Consider the following 19,060-nt stretch of genomic DNA (forward strand, 5'->3'; position numbering starts at 1 on the left):
TCAGCTGCCATCGCCTACGCGATGACGGACCGCTGGCCCTCCGGGCACGGTCGTCGGGCCCCCGCGTACAGATCCACTTCCTCCCCCGACCGAGGTGCCTCGGGTGTCAGCGAAAGCCCGGGCCGCGGCCCGGCCGGTGGGAAGGAGAGCCCCGTGCGCGGTGGCGACGAGGACGACAGGAACGGCTGAGCCCGCTGGAGGTGGGGTGGTGCCCGCGCACCCCACCTCCGGCTCCTCTGCACGACGAAGGAGCGAACGGTGTCCGAGACGAACGACGAGAAGGCGGCACCACGCGGTGCATCCGGCCGCAAGCCGTCGAGCGAGACGATCTCGCTGTTGATCAGGCTCCTGATGGTCGTCGTGACCATCATCAACCTGCTGCGCGACCGTTGAGGGAGGTGGTTGGCGGACGGTCCGGCCGTCCGTCAACCACGTGCTATGGGCGCTCTGTACGCATTGGTGGTCGGCATCAACAGCTACCGGAGAAGACTGCACGATCTCCACGGTGCGGTGGGCGACGCCGAGGACGTGGCCGCGCTCCTGGGAGAGCAGGCGAGCGCGGTGGTGCTCCTGGAGCACCAAGCGACGAAAGCGGCGATCGTCGCCGCGTTCAGACAGCACCTCGGGCGGGCAGGGCGCGGTGACAGCGCGCTGTTCTACTTCGCGGGTCACGGCTCAGAGATGCCGACACCCCCGTGCCTGCGCCACACCGAGTCCAGCGGGATGGTACAGACCCTTGTGTGTGCGGACAGCCGCACACCGGGCGTCACCGACCTGCTGGACAAGGAGCTCGCCGTGCTGCTCGCCGAGGTTGCCCGCGGCGGGGCGCACGTCGCGGCAGTGCTCGACTGCTGCCACTCGGCGGGCAGCACTCGTGGGCGTGCCAAAGAAGGTGTGCGAGGCGTCGAACCGCTCACCAGTCCCGCGGCCCACGACGAACTGTTGCCGGAACTGACCGAGCCGACGAGGTCAGGCGCCGTCTTCTCCCATGCCCCGACTCACGTGCTGCTCGCCGCCTGCGACATCCACGAAAAGGCCGGGGAACGCCGGACCGCGCGCGGAATTCGTGGCGTCTTCAGCGAGGCTCTGCTCACCAAGCTCGGCACACTACCCACGGGCGTCACCTATCGGGAGCTGGCCGGCTCAGTCGCCTGCTCGGTGGAGAACTTCACTCGAAGCCAGCGCCCAGTGCTTCGTCCCGTCGAGAACCCCCTGGTGGACCAGCCTTTCCTCGGTGGCGCCTACCGAGGACCGCTGTCCGGAACGATCGCGCGCCATCTTCGCGGAGAATGGCGCATCGACGCCGGAGCCTGCCACGGCATCACCGCCGGAACCCCGCGCTCACCAGTCGAATTCGGCGTGGCTGGCGGTGAGCTCTCCGAACGGTTCCACGTCGTTGGTACCACAGCGACCGCGAGCACGGTCGTCCCGGTGGGGTGGGAACCTGACGCGGAGACGCAGTACCCGGTGGTGCTCACCGCCGTCCCACTTCCCGAATGCGCTGTCGCTGTCGGGAATCCGGAACACGCAGCACTCGCCACCGCGGTGGCGACCGCGGCGACTGGGCGAACGCCGTCACCGCACGTGCGCCTCGTCGGAATCGACCACCCATTCCCCGGCATGCAGGTCGTGGGTCGACGGCCTGGCGTGGTCGACGTCGTGGGTGGGGACGGCGTCCCGTACGTCACCGGGCTGTCTTCGGACGACCCGGCGGAGGTGGTGAGAACTCTCGAGCACATCGCACGCTGGCAACGCGCTCGCTCGATCACGAACCCGGTGTCGGCGTTGACCGGCGCCGTACGACTGGAGATCGTCTTCGAGAACGGCGCACCAGTTCCGACGGACCAGTCCGGAGTCTTGCAGCTGGCCTATCGGGACGAGACCGCCCCGCGAGTGCTGGTCCGCCTGCGCAACACACATGACCGGAACCTGTACTGCGCGCTGCTCGACCTCACGGACGGGTTCGGGATCCACCCGGATCTGATGCCGGGGTCCTGGGTGCGCGCGCAGTACGTCGCGACGGCGGCGGACGGGTGGCCGATCGAACTGGGACTTCCCGCCGGCCGGCCGGTCATTCCCGGCGCGAGCACGCGTGACTGGTTCCTGCTGCTCGTCTCCGAGCTGCCGTTCTCGACCGAACCGTTCAGGCTTCCCGAGCTCGGCGAACCCGAGCAGGAGAACTCCCGGTCGACGGCGATCACCGGCGTGATCGACCAGCTCGGCTTCGCCGCCCTGCACCGGCAGGCACGTGTCGTCGGCCCCGCAGCCGATTGGACGACGTCGATCGTCGCGTTGAGAACCTTCGCACCTGGCTGATCCGGATGCTCACTGTCCTGAGTGGACGAAGGCAGCCCAGGCGCTCACACCGTCGACCGCGTGCCGATCGAGCAGGTCCCGAAGCGACTGCGGCATCGACTCCGGGGGACGCCGGTCGCGCAAAGTCCAGAGCTGGGCGGAGCGCAACGCGTCCACCGGTGCGAGTCCGCATTCGCGCAAGTAGTGGTGGAACATGAACATCAGCACCGACGTCGGCGAGTCCGGCACGCTCCACTGCGCGCTGACCACCGTGCGAACACCTGCCGCCAGCAAGGCCGAGCCGATGCTGTACGCCTCGTCGTAGCTGCGAGACGACGTCGCCGTGCTGCACGCAGCGAGCACCGCCAGTGCGATGTCACGCGACCCGGCCACGGCCAGATCCGCGGTCAGCTCTTCCGCGCCCAGCCGTTCTCCGCCTGCCAGCAGCAGGTACGAGGTCATGTCGCCACCGGTGTGCACGACCCCGTGGCATGCCAGGTGCAGCAGGCCTCCAGCTCCCGGTTTGTCCAGCCACCCCTCGACATCGGCCTTCGAACCCAGGCCGTCCGGGGCGGTCGTGCCGTCGGGGAGCCTTCCGACGTAATGCATTTCGGGGTAGAGACCAGCGACCGCCGCCGCCTCGGCACGCGCGGCGACCAGTTCCCGCGCGGCCCCGGCGGTATCCGGGTCGCCGACCACCAGACCGGCACCGCTCAAGGCCATCCTGCTGCGCCACGCCACCTGGCACATCAACCGCGCCGACGGGGTGTAGGAGAGGACCGCGCGCTCGATGGCGCGTTCACCCGTTGCCATATTGTGGGCGGCATGCCACGGCACTCGTGCCAGTTCCCGCACCGGCACCAGCACCAGGCGGGCCGGACGGCCAGGCGTTTTGAGCTTACGCAGCAGAGGTCCCATGGCCGCGTCCCACGCCCACAGACACACGTCGTCAAGAGGTTCGGTCGCGGTCTCGCCGGCGGGTTTGACTTTCTGCGCCACCCTCAGATCCCGGGCAGCACCGTCGAGATAGCTCTCGAACGAGCGGAGCTTGGTCGCGTCGAGCGCGGGCAGGGACATCCGGTAGGCGTCATCCCCCGCCGGCACCACGACGGCGACACCGGTCTTGCCCTCGCCTGGGAGGAGGTAGACCAGCGCATCCACCTCCAGGGTCGACAGTGCGGCCCTGATCTCGGCGAGCTCCGGAGGGTCCAGCAACGGAATCTTGCTCTCACCGCGTTGCCCGCCGCTGTCCGGCATGATCGGCACACCGGTCAGGGCACTCATCACCCGGCGTCGCAGATCTTCCGGCTCCACTTGGGAAGCTCCGCGCAGCGACGCCGCCCACTCCTGAGCGAGGCCCGGCTCTCCCACATCGATCAGCCGCTTCTCCAGGTCTCTCGTCTCGAGAGAGGAGAACAGCAGCAGTCCCCGTCCGAGCTCCAGCGCCGCGACTGCGCGTTCGACATCGCTGTCCGCCAAGCACATCCGCGCCACGTCCAAAGCGGTGGAGGCCGCGGACCTCCCCGCGGTGATCACCGCGTCGGGACTCGTTTGCAGGAGCGCGCTCCAGGCCTGGGAGCGAAGGCCGCTGAGGGCCACCTGCCTGCCCAGCTCAGCACGACCAGAAGCGCGATACGCGTACGACAACGGGATGGACAGGGTGCTCCAATGCGTGTTGGCGATCGTCTTAGCATGATCTCTGGCGTGTTCCAGCACCGAGATCGCCCATGTGAGGTCACCGCGTTCGTGCTCCTGGACGAACCTCTCCATCAGCGCCGAGCCCATCGTCGTCTCGTAGAAGACCCGTCGGACGTCGTGGGCAGGTGCCCGGTCCAACGCCAGGGCCAGTAGGTCGATCGCCCTGTCGAGCGAGGACTTTCCGCCGCGGGCGAGGTACCCGACGGCGCTCGTCACCGCTCGGCTCACCCACTGCTCCGTCGACTCGCCAGGACGCGGAGCCATCCCTGGATCTTCAGGCGGCGGGCCGGCCGGATCGATGTCGAAGCCGATGTCGTTGTCCGGGGTCACCGTGGCGTCCGACATCCATGCGACGAAGGGACGCATCGGCTCAACCGACTGTTTGAGAGACACCCGCAGAGACTCTTCGATCCGCGGGTCCTCGGAGAGCGCCACATACCGCGGCCAGAGTGCCTTCAACCGCATGAGATCCTGACGCACCAAGGCCGCCTGAAACTCGGCGAGCACCTCGTACCTGTCCCGGAGCGCATCGTCGAGCACGCTCGGCAGCCTGATCTCCGGCATCCCGAACTGCGGCTGCTCAACGTTGATCAACCGGTGCAAGCCGTCGATCGCCATGTCGACCATCGTGCGGTACGGCTTCTCGTCTCCGACCACCGCGACAAGCCTCTTCGCCTCTTCGAGCGCCGCGACGAAACCGAACCCTTCCTCGCCGTACTGCGCCGCGATCAGCAACCCCAGTGCGCGAACTGCCGCCGAGGCCATCGGCCAGTTCTGAAAGGGCACCGGATCCGCATCAGCCAACGCGGTCAGCCGCACCGCGGCACGGACTCGTTCCTTTCCTCGCATCGCGCCACGTCTGAGTACCGCCGTCACCGCGTACGCGGCCAGCTTCGGCCTGCCAGGAAAGGTCTCGGGCAACGCCAACACGTCAGCGAAGACCCGCTCGATGTCGCCATCGTCCCCGTTGAGGTGCTCGATCCGGACCGCGAGCATCCAGGCGCGCGCGAACGTCCAGCCCGCGTTGTCAGGCCGGCCAACCTGGTCACCCGCAGCCGACGTGTAGTCGATCACCGCCTGCAACGCGTCCTGGCTCAACGCAACTCCTCCGTCGACTCAAATCCTTCGAAGACCATCACCAACGCGCGATCAACCGATTTCGCGCAGTTCTCGGGCAAATCCTGATCGCCAACCGGGTCTCGGCCATTACTACCGACACGTCGGCCTCGATCAAGAGAATCACGTTCTACCAGGTGAGAACCCCATCAGCCCGCCGAAATTCACCCGCATGGCGCAACTCCAGACCTAATCCAGGTGAGGACGAATTTGAAGTCCCGTACGTCGCGAGAAACATCCACCGGAGTCGCGGCGATTGTTCCCGATGACTGTCACGCGTGAATACCAGGGCCAGCACGCACTCGACGACCGCGCGGAAGAGGAGTGAGGAGATGTGAACCACTGTCGCGGTCTTGAACGGTCGCATCGATGATCGGGCTCATCACCGTCTCAGTCGTCATACCCGACAAGCTGACGGACGGCTGGCTCGCACCACTCGCGAACCCCTGCCACGAGTCACCCAACCATGATCACGCCGTCCGATGACGACCTTCCTTGGAGCGCAGGTGAATCCAGCCCCGATTCCCCAAATCCCCGTCTCCCGGAGCAAAGTTCCTTCGGAACCGCAGTGCCGATCGGCCTCAGATGAGCCGGCAGCACACTCCTCCCGCGCCCCACGACGCCAGCACCGCAGGGTGCACACCACTGACGAGGACGACCTGAACGGACGAGCAACAGCGTCAAACCGGCGACGCGCTAAACATCACCCTGCTCGGCGAGAAGAACACCACCGGCGGCTGGCAGGCGGTATTCCCTCGATCCGCCGCAGCCGCCGCGCAACCGTTCATGATGCCCGGGCCTTTTCCCGGTGACGTCAACGACTATCTCGGACACGAACTCGACGCCGGCGCCTATATGCTCGGCGGCACACACCTCCAGATCGAGGTGGAGGGCCGGCGCAACGAGGAGATCATCCTGTACGACGTGCGTCCGCTCGTGCCCGCGATCAAATGCCCACCGGGCCGGTCACAGCGATCGGCAGCCAGGACGGTGAGGCCCTCCAGATGACGTTCAACCTGGACGCTCCGCGGCCGACCGCCACAATTGCCGACGGCTCGCCACAGGACGGCGACGCGTACTTCGACGACCGCCGCATCGGCTTCTCCGACAGCCACAAGGAGACCCTCTCGCTGTCATTGGACAGCCAACACGGGCGCGTACTCCTTCACCATCGCCTTCGACTACGAGATCAGCGGCGTCAAGTACACCCCAAATGCTGCACAGCGGCGCCGGACCGTTCCGCGTGGCGGCGCCGCTGTGCGTGAACCAATCCAGCAAGGCTAGATTACCGGCCGACGTGCAACGCACGTTCGCCGGCTTGAGCTATCAGTCCGCGGTCACGGTCAGGTTCACCGACAGCCCTTACCAGATCGTGCCGATCGATCCGAAGACTGTCTGCATCGGACACTGAGGGGTTCTCGGTTGCCAAGCGCCGACGAGGCCGCGGATCGAGACGACCGTGCGCAGACGCCCAGGCCCACGACGCCCGCTCGCTTGGGCATGGCGGCGTTTCAACACACCCCGATGCCACCGCAGCACCGTCTCCGGGCTGACCAGCAGTCGAATCCGGCGCACCATCACGCGGGCCAGGGGCACGAGCAACGCCCTGTCCTCGGGCCGCAGTCGCGGCCGCTGATCGCCGAGTTGTCTCTGTAAGACTGTAAGTTGATGGCGTAGGGCAAGGATCTCGATGTCTTTCTCGCGGTCCGTCATGTGCAACAGCCGTAGCGCGGCGAAGGCGTCGGAGACGGCGAGGTAGGCGAAACGGACCAGCACGAGCCATGATCATGCCGGCTCGCGACCCGCCACACGGCGATGCCTGCTGACCTGAACGGACGTAGCTATCAGCACGGACAGCATGGCCTACCTAGGCCGCCGGTGCGGGGCCGGGGTGTTTGCGGTGGCGGTGCACGGCGTCCCACGTCGCCACGACCAGTTTGAGGAAGGGGTCCCCGCTGGCCTGGGAGATCATGGCAACCGCGTGGGCTAGCTGGATGCCTGCGAAGGCCTCCGGCGAACCGATGACATTCAACTCGCGCAGGACATCCAAGTGCCCGCAAGGCAATCGCGGCGATCGAGCCATCAGGCTGCATTCCACCAAGGCGTCCAGTTCCGACCGTGGCGTCTTCCCCTGAGGCACACGGTGGTTGCGCCAGCGGCCATCGAGCTGCCGTTTGTGATAGTTGATCTGCGACTCCGACAGCCAGATACCCAGATCGGCTGCGACTCGGACAACAGCAGAACGGACACTCTCCGCAAGACGCTCCTGCCACGCCTGGCGTTTGTCCTCGACCTGCTGCACGGCCATCGCCGCGTCGGCCAACTCGGCGATGGCCTCGGTCAGCTCAACGATCAACTGCTTCGCGCTGGTCGCCCAGTTTTCCGGGGTGCTAGGCAGTCGAGTGCCGCAGGCCTGGTGGTACCAATCGGCTTGAGCACTCGAGTCCAACTCGGACGGCGAGTGCACAAGGACCGTCCGCGCCCGCTTCAGCTCACGCCCGAATCTCTGCGCCCGCTTGGTGTCCTGTCCCGGCACCCCGACAAGGAAACCCACATCCCGCCCCCACTCCTCTTGCCAGAGGACATACACATGGGACACGAGGTCTTTGAAGGTGGAGCGATTGTCGACCTCCGCCGGCAACTCCTGCCGGAGCAACGAGGGCAACGGCTCCCCTGTGCAGTTCCGCTTGTGCTGCGACAGCCGTCCGTGCTCCGCTTCGAACTGCGCGAACTCATCCCACATGGCGCTGCCCACCCTCCGGCCGGCGAGGTCCACGCGCCGGATCCGCGAGCGCGCCCCGCATGTTGAACGCGATATGGAAGTCCGGCAGCGTGTCCCCACGTTGGGGGAGTTCGGAGCCGGTGAAGCGCTTCGGGATGAACGCCATCTCGATGGCGAGATTGTCCAACCACACCTTGCCGCGCCGACCGTCCGGCGAGATCCACGTGACGCGTCCGCTGTGCAGCTGAGGCTCACCGGTTTCTGTGGAGGCGAGGTAGGTGGTCACCACCCTCGAGGAGAGCTCCACAGTGCGCTGGTCGAGATCCTTGAACACCGTCTCCGACCTCCGGTACTGGCCCAGGTGGAACAGCGCGAGGCCGTGTAGGAACTCCATGCGGTACCGGTCGAACGACACCGTGGAGGACATGGACTGCACCAACTGCACGCAGTCGCTCCAATCCTGCTGGGAGAAGGCCAACGCCTCTCGTTCACGTCGCAGGAACTTGTTGCCAGTCTTCAACTCCCAGAACAGATCGAGCAGCAAACGGCAGCACCGCCAGTCCTCCCGCACCTCCGGCGCCGCATCGCGGAGCCTGCGCACGGCCGCTTCTTTGCCCTCTCGGCCCTTGCCGGCGTCGAGCCGGGCCAGGAAGTAGAAGGCCGCGGGATCGTTGTTCGACTCCAGCGACTCCAAGTGCCGCTGCTCGACCACCGGATCGTTGAGCAGTCGACCTACTTCCCTTCTGCGCGAGTCGTACAGGGCACGTTGGCCCGGTGACAGCCCTCCCTCGTCCACCGAGTCCAACGATGCCGCGACGTTCGCCAGCAGGTCCACCCTGACCGTGTCCTCGAGTGCCACGTTCTCCAAGGCCTTCGAGGTTGACCAGGCCACGACGTCGACAGGATGGTAGTCCTCGGGGTCGAGCTGGCGCGCAGCCAACAGGGGACGGGTGACTTCCCTCATCAGCGCCGACAGATGGGCACTGCTGGCCGTCGACGCCTGCTCGTACACCTGTGCGCCGACCGTGCCACCGAGTTCCACCAACAGGTTTCGCTTCGCCTGCCCGGGCAGCTGACCGTTCTCTATGGTCTCCTCGAGCAGGTGTTGGGTGTCGACCAGCAGCGCCAGCCGGGCAGCTTTGTCGTTCTGGGGGTCGTTCTGCCCCCGTTTCACGGATTCCCGCGTCAGGTTGGCTTCGGCCAGCACCAAGCGGTGTTGGGCCCGGCCGAGCTTCTCCCTGAGGTTCTTAAAGGCCACGGCCACCTCCAACCAGTGCCAGGAGTATCTGGGGACATCGAGGGAATTGTGGCCGATCTTGTCGACGAGGGCGACGATGAAGTCGACCTCCGCCCCGCCCCGGTTCGACTGGTCCGGACGCAGGCTCTCGATCATCTCGCAGATCACGCTGATCTCGGCCTCAGTGCTGAGATCTTCCCGGGCCAGCAGTTCCGCCTCGAGCTGGGTGCGCACTCCCAGCACCTGCTCGCCGTCGGGCTCCTCCTCCCACCGGAAGAGGTCGAAGTGCGCAACGATCTCGGCTAGGTGGACCCAGCCGTCCCGCCCGATCACTCGAAGAACCAGTTCGAGCGGCACGGTGAGTCCCCATTTGCCGGCCACCAGCACGATCGCCGTCAGCTGTTCGGCCGTGCTCCGGTCCGAGAATGGCAGGTCGTGCAGGTCTTCGTTCGGCCGCTCGGAGGGCCGCAGCCGGTTGATGTCGTACCCCGCGTCGGCCAGCGCCTGCGCCAAGGTGGTCAGCGGGATTCCCTCGGGTGTCGACTCTTTGGCCAACCGCTCGAACGCGGCCTCGTAGTGTCGAGCCTCCCTCGTGAGTCCTCGTTCAATGCTGAACTTCGAGTCCGGCACCAACCTGTACAGGAGGGCGAGGAAGGATGAGTCGACCCCGGTCCCGACGCCTTGGGGAAGTTCTAGTCCGAACCGCCCCAGCCATTTCCTGGCCTTGACAACCTCTGCCTTGGACAGATTGATGTCGACGAGCACGTACCGGTCGCGATTTCCGAGGGCGCGGTAGTTGCTGCCCACGATCAACACGCGGCGTCCGCGGGCGCGCAGCCTCTTCTGCAGCGAGTAGTACTCGTCGTCGTCGACCATGCCATCCCAGATGAGCAGTGTCGGCAGCCCGGCCGCCTCCTCGGCCCACACGGCGAACTGCTCGACCGCCGCCGCCGTGGGGCGGTCACCACGCCTGGCCTGGTGAAGGACCGCGGCTTGGCCGCTGCGCGCCACATCGAGGGCGAGGCCACACAGTCCGAGGCTCTTTCCCGCAGCGGTCTGCCCGGACACGATGATCGGGTTGAGCGTCGAGAAGTCGGCGAGGCGACGGGTGACGCGTTGGAGCATGGTGTCCTCGAAGTCCCGGCGCAGCTTGTAACCGCTGGCCACGGCCTTGAACGGCAGGACGCCGTCGCTGTAGCCGATCAGGTTGCGGAACCGCTCGTAGTCGATGGCCTCCGACGCCGCGGGGAACGGTTCGAGCAAGCTCGTGTCGATCGGTCGGGCAGCGCTGATGACCTGGTTCCACGTGCCGACATCTAGCTCGACGAATCCCTTGCCGGCCGGGATCAGCCGGCGGCCGCCGGCCCCGCGCCGGACCGCCGTCAGGTCCAACCGGCCGTCAGCCACGGCGTCGCGGAGGACCTGCGCGAAGCCGTCGACGTGGGTCCGGAGCAGACCACGCTGCACGGCAGCGCCGATGAACCTGTCCTTCAGAAGCTCCGGAGTCACGGACAGCAGATGGGCCTGATCGACGTCGAGCCTACTCAGAAAAACGAACAGGTCCTTTGTGGTCAGCCAGTCGCCGATCGCGTAGCCGTCGATGACCACCACGCCACGCGGCGTTATCAGGCGCTCGGCGAGCAGGCCCAGGCTCTCGTTCGCTTGGGCGGTCGCCTCCACCTCGGCCACCAGGTCGGACGGCGGACGCTCGTCCTCGGGCAGGAACGTGCCACCGAACAGGTGGCGGACCTGCAACTCGGTCGCGCTACGCGAGTTCCTCCCCAGCTGCGGCACACCGATCGACCTGACTCGGCGCCAGCTCGCGGTGAACGCCGGCTCCAGCGCGGGGTCGAAGCGCGAGGTGAGGACGCCGTTCCACGGAAACTCGACGATGTCGGCAAGCAGCTCGGGCGTGTCTGCCGAGCTCACCGCATCCGCAACACGCTGGTATGCCCCAGGATCGCTGCCCAACGGGGGCATCGCCGGGAGCGGCTCGGCCCCACAGTCGGCCCACCGCACGGACGCCTGCCCGAGCAGCAGGAACGTCGGCCCCACCGCAAGGCGAGGCAGAAGGGCTTGTAGAGCGTCTTCGTCCATGCCCGACCTCACGCTTCAACTCATCGGGTCGGACAGCTACAGCACGGCCGAACCTGTCCGAAACACACCTACTCATCGACGGATGGCGGAAAACGCTACGGGTACCCGCCGATTGGGTGACCGCTCGCCACAGGGGCTCAAATCTCCCGGAAGGTCAGGCCGAACGCGATGTGCGTCCGCTCTCCGCCGCCTGCATCGTCGGCAGGGTCGGTATCGACTGAGACCGACCCTGCCGAGATATTCTGGATCCCACAGTCCATGGCCTGAGCGGAGCGCGGAAAGGCTGGCATAGCGGGCCAGCACAGCACCGTGACACCCGCTGTCGTCACCGCCGTCAACCCGTTGGTCCAACCAAGCGTTATCTGCCGTGCGGCGGTGCCTTCATCCCGACCGAACACGGCGGCCTAACCTGTGGGATTCCAAAAGCCAGTCATCGGCTTGACCAGCAGCTTTACGCGGCTGGTTCGTACTCGTTGATCAGGCCTCCGAGGAGCCGCTGTCGCGTGATCCGCTGGGAGTCGAGGTTTGCCACGGGGTGGGTCGGGCGGCGTGGTCGGAGCTCGCGGGACCGGTGCGGCCGTCGGCCGTCGTAGTGCTGGATGTATTCGGCAAGCACGGCGTGCAGATGCCGCTGGCTCAGGATCAGCATGCGGTCGGCGAGTTCGGTTCTGACGGTGCGCACCGGGACGGCGTCGAACGAGGCCGCGAACTGGCCAACCCGATCACGGACAAGGAACCTGAACTCCTCGACCCGGTCACCGAGGTCCATCACGAGGGCGTGGACCTACTGGGCAGTCCACGCACCGTCCGGATTGGTTGTCGTGCCGAGGAGGTGGACGTAGCGGCTGCCGACTTCCAGCACGAACTCGCCGGCGGACCGGCCGTGTGGCAGCGGATGGACGACCCGCTCCCAACGTGGGAGGACCTCGACACGCATCATCACGCCATGCCGCACTGAAGGGCCTCCCGTAAGACAGTGCGGCGACGGCGTCAGCAGGTCTGCTCCAGCGCCCGTAGTCGCTCGCCGAGGCTCGGCAACACTTCCTCATAGAGCGTCTCCTGCTCGCGGCCCTCGCCGGTGACGGCGATGTGTTCGGCGAGGGAGCGGAGCGAAACGGGGCCTTCAGCGGCGAGGCGGCGAGCGAGGGTTCGGCCGCGGGCGAGCTGACTGGCGGTCTGCTTACGGTAGGGGCCGGCCATCCAGTGGTCGACGTCCATGCCGATCGGGTGGATAGGGGTCTCGAGGCGGGCCGAGAGGTTGGTGATGATGCCGATGCCGTCGGCGTCGAGGTCGCACCAGGCGGCCAGGGGAAAGGCGGCGAGCTTGTCGAGCAGGGCGACCAGGGCGCGGCTGGCGTAGCCGCGGCCCCACACGCACAGCCACCGGTCCACGATCTCGGGCCGCAGGCAGACCTGCTGGAAGGTGTCCTTGTTCTCCACAAGCAGCACGCCCCGCACGCCCGAGGTGTCGACGCTGCCAGCGAGCCGGAGTCCGGCCGACGGCAGCCCGACCCACGGCTGGACGGCCATGGCGTCGGCGACGACGCTGCCGATCGTCCACTGCAGCTGACCGCGCATCAGGATCTCCACGTCGGCGTCGTCGACGGCGAGGTCGAACGCGGTGCCGACGAGGTTGGCGAAGGCGGTCTCGCGCTCGGAGGTCCAATCCTTGGAGTCCTCAAAAGCGTGCCCAGCGAGGGCTTTCGCGGTGTGCCGGACACCCATCGCCTCGTCCGGGATCCACCGGCACGCGGCACGAATGGCGGCGTCGTACACCGACCACGCCGTGGTGTTGGTGCGCGAGCCGGCGGGGACCCGCAGCGGCGAGCCCTCGGCGACGGCGGTCAGCAGGTCGTGCTCGTCGGCGAGTTCCACGACCGGACGCATCCTGGCCAGGAGCTTGGCCCTGGCCTCGTCCGGATCGGCCTGGCCGGTGAGCTCGGCCAGGTGGTCCTCGGCGATCTCCGCCCAGGCCTCGGTGAGTCGGAACGACGCCGGTTGGTAGTCGAAGCCGTCCACCGAGCACCGGACCACGCCGACGCCGGCCCGCACCAGCTCGATCGCGGTGTCCCAGGCCTGGTCGCCGAATCGCGAGGTCATGCCGGACCAGCGGCGCACGGACTCCGTCCGCAGGATCCAGATCAGGTCGCGCACCGGCAGCGAGGACGGCGGTGCGAGGAACTCGTGTTGGGCCCGTGCGAGGAGGTCGACCTTGGTGACCTTCACCCGTCCCTTGCGGTCTCGGGGCACCCGGTCGAAGTCGAAGTAGTCCGGCTCGCCCGCCGGCACCGGCTTGGGGACGGTGAACGCCGCGAGGTCGGCGGGCAGCTCGGGCAGCATGACCTCGCGCCGGCCGGCGGCCTCGTCGACGAAGAATCCCTTGGCGGGCTTGGTGTCATGCATCGCCACGCCCGCCAAGCAGCTGGTCGGCGGTCAGGTCGACGCGGGCGGCGTTGCTGTCGAATCCCCATACCCGGGTAGGGTGGTTGTAGGCGTTGGCGGTGCTGGTGTGGGAGAACCACATCAGCTCGCCGCACACGTCGGCCGCGTCGGCCAGCACACTGTCCTGACAGGTGCCCAAGATCGTCACCTGCTGCTGCTCGGCGACGCGTTTGAGGGCGCCGAGCACGTCCTTGCGGTTGACCTCGCCGAGGCTGTTGCCCAGTTCATCGAGGACGAGCACCCGGCCGTGGGTGTCGGCATCGGACAGCAGCGCCGCCAGCACGAGCTGCACGGCGTACACCTTGACCTGCGCGCCGTTGGCGACCTCGCGGTAGGGCACGAAAGAGCCGCTACGTGACCGCTTCCAGCGGGGGACGACCTCCCACACCCACTCCCCCGCACCGTTCGGGCGACGGCTGACGAAGGCGATCTCGGCCCCGCAGCCACCACGGTCCTCGTCCAGGCGGTAGAAGGCGGCGCTGACCCGCTTGAGAATGCTCTCGATGCGTTGCTCGATCATGTCCTGCAGCGTCGTGACGCGGACCTTCCAGGCCTCCAGCTCGGTCTCCAATGCCTGGTGCACCTCGGCCCGGCTAGTTCGATCCGCCTCGATCTTGGATCTGGTCACGCGGTCAGTGGAGGCCAGCCCATCGAGCCGCGTCCGCAGCGGCAACACGATGGCGTCTAGGCCGACCGTCGGTGGCCGGCCGCTATTGTCGCTGGCCAGTGCACGCCGTTGGACCACGGCTTCGCGCAGATCGCCGGACAGTGCGGTCAGGTCGCGTTCGTCGATGCCGTAGCGCGTGACGGCGTGGGACAGGTGTTCGATGGCCAGCACCCGGATGCTGGCCGGTGTCCCAGGTTCGCGATCGGCCAGCAGATCGACGGCTTCCTGCTCGCCGGCGCCCCAGAGCTGACGCCAGCGTTCGACCTGGAGCTCGTCGCGCTGTCGGCGCTGGTGCTTCAGCTGGTCGAGCCGCCTCTGTTCCGTCGCCTCCTTGCTTTTGCGTCGCTCGTCCAGCAGCGCGAGCTGGGACTCGCGGCCGGCCAGCAGCTTGAATGCCTCCTCCCAGGCCTGCTGGCACCGCCGAACGTCGGCCAGCACCGGCCTGAGGAGGAGGTCGAGGTCGTTGATCTCCGCGCCGACCTTCTCGATCAGGCTCCGCACGACGACGATCCTGGCTTTGGCAACGGCCGCGTCATGATGGCTTTCGGCGAGTTCGACCGCCGCCCCGGCCTGGCTGACCAGCCGCACCATGTCAGCGAGGTGGTCCCGCGCCTGCTGGAGTTCGCGGCGCTTGCGGTCCAGGAGGGCCTCCCGGCCGGTGACGGGCTCGGCGAACCCGCCCCGGATCCGGAGCCCGAGCGCCTCATCGTGGACGTGCACAGGATCGGCCCCATCGACCAGACGAGAGCCGAGCTCAGCGAGGAAACCGTTGACGGGCAGGCGACAGCGGATTCCGTCGAGTTCGGCGACCGGTCCTGGGTCGGTGCTGATCAGCTGGGCGCCGGCCAGATCCGCGATGGCGGCGAGCGCGTCCGGCAGGTCGTGGTGGTCGACCACGACCGCGTCACGCCAGGGCCACAACCGAAGTTCCCAGGTCGAGCGGAGATCGTCGGCCAGCTCGATGACGTCGAACAGGGCGGTGCCGCCGACGTCGGCGGCGTTCAACGCGTCGATCACGAGGCCGGCGTCACCGCTGCGGCCGTCTTCAGCCCGTCGCAGGGCTTCGCCGGCCTCCTCCACGGCGGCTTCGGCCTGTCTCCGCAGGACATCGAGCTCGCCGCGCCGACCGACGGCGACGCGCAGCGCGTGCTGTGTTTCCTCGGGCGATCGGCCGTCCCAGCCGTCCAGCTTCGGGGACAGGCGGTCGTGCTCCGCGTCGAGTGCCGTCCTTTGGCCGGTGTACTCGTTTCGCTTCTGTTCGAGTCGGTTTTTCTCGATCTGGGCCAGCTGCAGTTCGCGGCGGGCATCATCCTCGGCGGTGGCCAGATCCCTGCGCCCACGCAATTCGGTGAGCTCCGCCACGACGACCCGGGTTTCGGCGGCGGCCTCCTCGTGCAGCTCGGTCAGTTCCCGCAACTGCTGGTCGAGGGCGCGGTCCTGGGCCAGGGCCGAGGTGTACTGGGCAGCGAGGTACTGCTGCCAGAGGCGTCCCGCTTGGTCGAGCTCGTACCGGGCGGCCTCGCGATCACCGACGCCTTTGAGCTCGGCTTCCTCGCGAGAGTGCTGTTCCTCGCCGTTCTCGACAGCGTCGTCGCGCTCGCGCTGCTTTTCCAGCATCCGACCGCGCTGGTCGCGCTCCTCGTCGAGATGGATTTTTGAACCCGACAGGGCGATGAGCGACTCGCCGATCTCCCGTGGCGCCATCTCGGTCATCTGCTGGCTGAGCAGCGACGGCACGGCCGGCCGTAGCGGGGTGTCCAGGTAGGTCAGGCAGCGCGGCGCGTCCCCGTACAGCGCCTCGGACATCTTCTTCGCGGAGAAGGTGCTGTTGCCCCGCATCTCGTGCCATAGCTGGTCGGCCTGGAGGTAGCGGTCGCCGTCGTCGGCCGCGTCCGCCAGGTGGACGCCGTCGGCCGACCTGGCCTGCACGTACGGCGCCGTGGTGGACAGCCGGACCCAGACAGTCAACGCGGAGTCGGCCGGCGAGTCCTGGTCCGCGAACATGCCGGCGATGTAGCCGTAGGTCGCGGGCCGGATCTGCTGCGCCGGGTCGACGCCGGCCGACTCGGGCCGGAACAGCACGCCCGCCGCCGACTTGCCACCCTGGGTGTCCAGCCGCCATTGGGGATCGGCGAGCAGGATCGACACAGCGGCCAGGAAGCTGGTCTTGCCCGAGCCGTTGGAGTCACCCTGGGGACCTTGGCCCGACACCGCGACGAAGGTGCCGGGCACGATCGGGATCACGTGGTTGGTCAGCCGGGCAACGTCGAAGGTCTGCACGGCGACCAGCTGCCGGGAGCCGACGACACCCCTGCTCGCGGTGCGCCGCAGGAACTGCATTTCGGTCACGCGGGATGCTCCTCGTGCGATGGGGCGGGTCGGCCGCGCTCCCGGCGGATCGACAGCGCGAGATCGCCCTGGGGTTCGGCGAGCAGGACGAGTTCCTCGAACAGCACCGAGGTGGCCCGCGAGGTCAGCCGCAGGAACTGCGGGCCGGGCACGATTCCGTTCGCCACCCGTCTGATCAGCCCGGCGTAGCCCAGGTCACGAAGCGCGGTGCGCACGACCGTGGCTTGCAGGGTGCCGGTCTCAAGCAGCTGCGGCGACACGGGATGCTCGCTCGTCCACATGTCGTCGCCGCGCAGGTGTCCCTCGGCGCGCGGGATGGCCACGGTGAACAGCAGCACCATGGTCAGCACGGCCCGTTGTTCCGGCGTCAGGATGCCGATGCCCAGGTCGGCGAGTTCGGCCGCGACCTGGTCGTCGTAGCCGGACACGTAACCGGGCCCGACCTTGATCAGCACTCGGCCGGCGCGGTGCAGAAGCTGTTCGAGGACGTGGCGCAGCGGCGGTTCGAGCAGCGCGCGGAAGTCCTTGGCCGGCACCGGGAAATGCGCGGATTCGACGGCCGCGAGCGCGGCCAGCACATCGGCCTGCCGTTGGAGCGGCAGGCTTTCCATGAGGTCGTCGGTCACTCCTGCTCCCTCGCCGCCGGCAGTTGGTGGTGCTCCCGCCGCAGCGAGGCGATGTCGGCGTCCCGCCAGAACGCGACGTCCGGCCCGAGGCGAACGGTGCCGCTGTCCACCAGCACAAAGCCGAGCACCACCAGTCGATTGAGTGACCGGGTCACGCCACTGATGCCGAGCGGTCGCAACGCGGCGGCGATATCGGAGACCAACGCCGTTGCTCCGGGGTAAAGGGGCTCGTCGGGGTCGGGCCAGCACGCTCGCAGGCAGGCGGCCAGCGCCAGGATCTCGCCTTCGGTCGGTTTCGGCGGGCCGCCAGGGTCGTCCGGCGTCAGGGCGTTGTCCTGCTGCCAGCCCAAGGCCAGCTCCGGTGCGCCGTCCCGGGAGCTCGTCTCCACCAGCCGCCGGCCGGCTCGCGCGGCGGCGACGCGCACCTCCGCCAACTCGTCGACGTCCTCGGGCATCGGCAGGGTGCGGGACGCGCGCAGTGCGGCCAGCCGGACGCGATCATCCATCGTCGTCGTCCTTCGTGGCGCGGCAGAGCCGGAGCGGCGTGAGGTAGGTGACGGAGGCAGTGCCGTCCACGAGCAGGGCCGTCGACAACGTCACCGTGACCGGGATCTCCGGGTCGGCCGAGGCGGCCAGCAGGTCGATGACCAGCTTCGCGGCGCCCGGCCAGCCGGCGGCCTGGATCTCGGCGGTGAGGTCGACCTCGGGTTGGCCCTTGAGGTGGATCTGCACCGCGGCAGCGCGACGCCGCCGCAACGCCTCGCGCCGATGGTGGGACCGTGCGACGGGATCGTCGGTCGTGGGCAGGTCGACCGGGCGGGGCGGGCGTTGCGACACCTCACGCGGTCGATGCTGTTCGAGCGTGAGGAGGATCTGCTCCGGGCCGATCGCGGCCGCCGGCTTGTCGAAGACGGTGCGGCCGAACACCGCGGCCAGCGCCTCGGTGTCCGAGTACAGCGCGGCGGTTCGGTACTGCTCGGGCTCCAGCATGGAGAAGTCCCGCTCGGCCCGCACCTGTCGCAGCAGCCGGTCGACCAGCTCGTTGGCGGCCGCCGAGTAGCGCAGCGCCTGGGTGATCAACTGGCCGCCGGCCGCGCTCAGCTGCGGGAATCGCGTCTCCACGACCTCGACCAGCGTCTTGGCCTGGAACAGCAGCCGGTCGGCTGCCCGGTGGTTGCGGCGCTGCGCGACCAGCTCCATCACCGGTCTGGTGCGCAGCTGGGCGAGCTCGCCGGCGTTGATGGCCAGCGCCCGCCGCAACGTGGCCAGCTTCGCCGCGACGTCGTCAGGTCCCAGCAGTCCGTCCCGGATCCCCTGCGTGGTCTGGTCGAGCAGGAGCAGGATCTCCTGCACGCCGCCCTCGCGCCGCAGCCGTTCGAACAGCAGCAACGCGGCGACGCCAGTCGTGCTGAACACCAGCCGCCGGTGATATGCCTGATCTCGCGGCGCGGCGACCAGGCCGAGCGCCTTGAACACCGCGAGCCTGCTCTCGAACGTGCCGGGCCCGGCCTGTCCGCAGGCTGCCTCGATCTCCGCGACCGTCAGGCCCTCGCCGGTGTCGTCGCGATCGCCGAACGCCTCGTACACCGCGTGCGCCCAGCGCAGCAGCTCCGGATCCTTGATCACCGCGTCCGACTGGTGCGCCACCGGGGCCATGAACGCCTTGAGCCGATCGAGGAAAGCCGCGTCGGGCTCCGGTTCCGGCTCCGGGGAGAACAGGTCGAGCTCCGTCACCGCCGAACGTCCTCGTCGTCGGGCATGCCCGCCACGCCGCTCACCGGTCAAGGATCGACAGGACCGGCCGCGAGCGT

Annotated in this window: 12 protein-coding genes; 3 read left to right on the forward strand and 9 right to left on the reverse strand. The window is 68.1% G+C overall.

All coding sequences use genetic code 11. From position 1 onward, the window contains the following. Window positions 1–258: 258 nt before the first annotated feature. A complete protein-coding gene (locus tag M3Q35_RS13365; RefSeq protein ID WP_273942051.1) occupies window positions 259–393 on the forward strand; it encodes a hypothetical protein in 135 nt (44 codons plus the stop codon). A 45-nt stretch (window positions 394–438) separates the two neighbouring features. Beyond that, the gene (locus M3Q35_RS13370; protein ID WP_273942053.1) at window positions 439–2,316 is read left to right on the forward strand and encodes a caspase family protein; all 1,878 of its coding nucleotides are present in this window, start codon (window positions 439–441) and stop codon (window positions 2,314–2,316) included. 9 nt (window positions 2,317–2,325) lie between these two features. Here the strand turns inward: M3Q35_RS13370 and M3Q35_RS13375 are convergent, their stop codons facing one another. The 4 genes from M3Q35_RS13375 to M3Q35_RS13390 all read right to left on the reverse strand — a co-directional run bounded on the left by M3Q35_RS13375 (window position 2,326) and on the right by M3Q35_RS13390 (window position 10,997). Further along, complete coding sequence (locus tag M3Q35_RS13375) at window positions 2,326–5,091, reverse strand: CHAT domain-containing protein (RefSeq protein ID WP_273942054.1); 2,766 nt, start codon at window positions 5,089–5,091, stop codon at window positions 2,326–2,328. Window positions 5,092–6,471: 1,380 nt separating this feature from the next. Next, a complete protein-coding gene (locus tag M3Q35_RS13380) occupies window positions 6,472–6,885 on the reverse strand; it encodes a hypothetical protein (protein WP_273942055.1) in 414 nt (137 codons plus the stop codon). A 91-nt stretch (window positions 6,886–6,976) separates the two neighbouring features. Next, on the reverse strand, window positions 6,977–7,852 hold the full coding sequence (locus M3Q35_RS13385) for a hypothetical protein (RefSeq protein ID WP_273942056.1): 876 nt from the start codon (window positions 7,850–7,852) through the stop codon (window positions 6,977–6,979). Beyond that, window positions 7,842–10,997 carry a hypothetical protein gene (locus M3Q35_RS13390; protein ID WP_273942057.1) on the reverse strand — a complete coding sequence of 1,052 codons (3,156 nt, stop codon included), beginning with the start codon at window positions 10,995–10,997 and terminating at the stop codon, window positions 7,842–7,844. The genes M3Q35_RS13385 and M3Q35_RS13390 overlap by 11 nt, the downstream gene beginning before the upstream one ends. A 703-nt stretch (window positions 10,998–11,700) precedes the next feature. On the opposite strand from M3Q35_RS13390, the gene M3Q35_RS48490 reads away from it, so the two are divergent. Beyond that, window positions 11,701–12,123, forward strand: coding sequence for a hypothetical protein (locus M3Q35_RS48490; RefSeq protein ID WP_337960580.1), 423 nt, complete (start codon window positions 11,701–11,703; stop codon window positions 12,121–12,123). Between the two features lie 32 nt (window positions 12,124–12,155). Here the strand turns inward: M3Q35_RS48490 and M3Q35_RS13405 are convergent, their stop codons facing one another. Genes M3Q35_RS13405 through M3Q35_RS13425 form a run of 5 tightly spaced genes read right to left on the reverse strand, consistent with a single transcriptional unit; the run spans window position 12,156 to window position 18,983 of the window. Beyond that, window positions 12,156–13,568, reverse strand: coding sequence for a Wadjet anti-phage system protein JetD domain-containing protein (locus M3Q35_RS13405; RefSeq protein ID WP_273944332.1), 1,413 nt, complete (start codon window positions 13,566–13,568; stop codon window positions 12,156–12,158). Next, window positions 13,561–16,623 (reverse strand): coiled-coil domain-containing protein, encoded by a 3,063-nt coding sequence (locus M3Q35_RS13410; protein WP_273942059.1) that lies wholly within the window; start codon window positions 16,621–16,623, stop codon window positions 13,561–13,563. Before M3Q35_RS13410 ends, M3Q35_RS13405 begins: the two co-directional genes overlap by 8 nt. Then, the gene (locus M3Q35_RS13415) at window positions 16,620–17,249 is read right to left on the reverse strand and encodes a hypothetical protein (RefSeq protein WP_273942060.1); all 630 of its coding nucleotides are present in this window, start codon (window positions 17,247–17,249) and stop codon (window positions 16,620–16,622) included. Before M3Q35_RS13415 ends, M3Q35_RS13410 begins: the two co-directional genes overlap by 4 nt. Beyond that, a complete protein-coding gene (locus M3Q35_RS13420) occupies window positions 17,246–17,755 on the reverse strand; it encodes a hypothetical protein (RefSeq protein WP_273942061.1) in 510 nt (169 codons plus the stop codon). Before M3Q35_RS13420 ends, M3Q35_RS13415 begins: the two co-directional genes overlap by 4 nt. Next, window positions 17,748–18,983, reverse strand: coding sequence for a hypothetical protein (locus tag M3Q35_RS13425; protein WP_273942062.1), 1,236 nt, complete (start codon window positions 18,981–18,983; stop codon window positions 17,748–17,750). Before M3Q35_RS13425 ends, M3Q35_RS13420 begins: the two co-directional genes overlap by 8 nt. Between the last annotated feature and the right edge of the window lie 77 nt (window positions 18,984–19,060).

This window comes from Kutzneria chonburiensis (genome assembly GCF_028622115.1).
GTDB classification, from domain to species: domain Bacteria; phylum Actinomycetota; class Actinomycetes; order Mycobacteriales; family Pseudonocardiaceae; genus Kutzneria; species Kutzneria chonburiensis.